At 61.1% G+C, this 1,714-nt stretch carries 1 protein-coding gene and 1 pseudogene; both read left to right on the forward strand.

Annotation, left to right across the window (positions count from 1 at the left end; genetic code table 11):
* Window positions 1–294: 294 nt before the first annotated feature.
* Window positions 295–510: pseudogene (locus QP119_RS11415) on the forward strand (transposase); the annotation flags it as partial.
* 87 nt (window positions 511–597) lie between these two features.
* The gene (locus QP119_RS11420; protein WP_237023766.1) at window positions 598–1,707 is read left to right on the forward strand and encodes an IS30 family transposase; all 1,110 of its coding nucleotides are present in this window, start codon (window positions 598–600) and stop codon (window positions 1,705–1,707) included.
* The last annotated feature ends 7 nt before the right edge of the window (window positions 1,708–1,714 follow it).

Genomic DNA, 1,714 nt, shown 5'->3' on the forward strand with positions numbered 1-1,714 from the left:
GGAGTTGTCAGTGGGTGAATGCGCCACCTCGACTTGGAGGTTGTTGTGGCTGGTCGTTGGACTCCGAAAGATGTGAAGGCTACTTCTGTGGCGCGGCTTGTTGCAGGCGATGATGTCGGCGAGATTGCTCGTGAGGCCGGTGTGGCAGAGGCCACGGTTTATGAATGGGTCAAGCAAGCAGGCGCACTCCCACCGAAGAAGGCGTTGGCACGTGCACGCGACCAGCTCATCAACGAGGCGGTGGCGCTGGTGGCTTCAGGTATGTCGGTACCGGATGCGGCTGCGACGTTAGGCATGTCACCAGGGGCGTTGTACCAGCGGTTGGCGAAAGTCGGTGTGCTCACCGAACTGCAGCAAAAGCCCCGCATCACCCCGCAGCAGAAAGCTGACGCGGTCGCACGGGTGCTGGCTGGTGAGCCGGTTGACAAGGTTGCGGCGGCGTTCGACCGGTCTGCGAATTCGGTGTATCGCTGGGTGCAGCAAGCACGCCAGGAGAAGGCGGGCGGAAACCGTGATGCGTCACAGCGCGCGGACACGCCGGAGGCTTGCACGGTAAAACCACCTGCACACAGCAAAGTTGATTCCGTGCCAGCACCAATGAAAACACAGGCAGGTCACGCGCCTGCCGACTATGCCGAGGACCGTGTGAAAGTCGGCCGCGGAGTCCGACTGTCGTATGAAGACCGCCTGACGATCCAACATGGGTGCAACCAGGGAATGTCAGCCAGACAGATCGGAGCACTTCTGGGGCGCCACCATAGCGTGATCAGCCGGGAAATCGCCCGCAACGGGTGGGAAGTTCCCGGCGAAGACGGTGAGGCCACGGTGTACTACAACGCCCGGCAAGCCGGCCTGGGCGCTAAGGCGCGTGCGCATCGGCCGAAGGTGCGCAAGCTCGACGACAACCCGGCACTTCGTGCTGTGGTGGTGACGTGTCTTGCCCGCCGGTGGTCGCCCGGGCGCATCAGTGTGTGGCTTCAGCATGCTTTCGCCGATGATGAAAGCATGCGTATTTCCCACGAAGCGATCTACAGTGCCTTGTACATCCAGGGCAAAGGCAGCTTGCGCGCCGAGCTTGAAGCGGTGATGAAGACCCAAGATGTGCTCATCCGTGGCGGCAAGCGGCGAAAAGCCCGGCCCCGTAATGCCGGTGTGTTAACGGGTAAGCCGTGGATCAAAGGTGCTGAAATCACCAAGCGCAGCCCAGAGGCTGACGACCGGGCAATCCCCGGGCACTGGGAAGGCGATCTTGTTATCGGCACCGGCGGCAAAAGCGCGCTGATTACCCTGGTGGAGCGCACCAGCCGCTACACCCTGCTTGGTCATCTGCCCACCGAACACACATCGATGACGGTGATTGCAACGATCCAGCAGATGGTCAAAGACCTCAACGCTGAACAGCTCAAGACCATCACCTGGGATCAAGGCGTGGAAATGGCTGAAACCGCACGTGTGCGCATCAAAGACGGCTGCGAGGTGTACTTTTGCGATCCGCACGCGCCGTGGCAGCGGCCGACCAACGAGAACACCAACGGTGAGATCCGCCGCCGGTTCTACAAGAAAGGCACCGACTTCGCCGAAGTCACCCCCGAGCACGTCGCCTGGGTGCAAGACGAACTCAACGACACACCACGACAAGTCCTCGGCGGAGCAACCCCACGTGAGATACTCCAGCAAATATTCAATCGTGGCGCATTAACCGCTTGATCCCGCC

Origin of the sequence: Corynebacterium frankenforstense (genome assembly GCF_030211955.1) — a bacterium.
GTDB lineage: Bacteria > Actinomycetota > Actinomycetes > Mycobacteriales > Mycobacteriaceae > Corynebacterium > Corynebacterium frankenforstense_A.

Bases quoted from the DNA above. Each gene is read 5' to 3' on its own strand.
- QP119_RS11420 (WP_237023766.1), top strand. From the start codon at position 598: ATGAAAACACAGGCAGGTCACGCGCCTGCCGACTATGCCGAGGACCGT.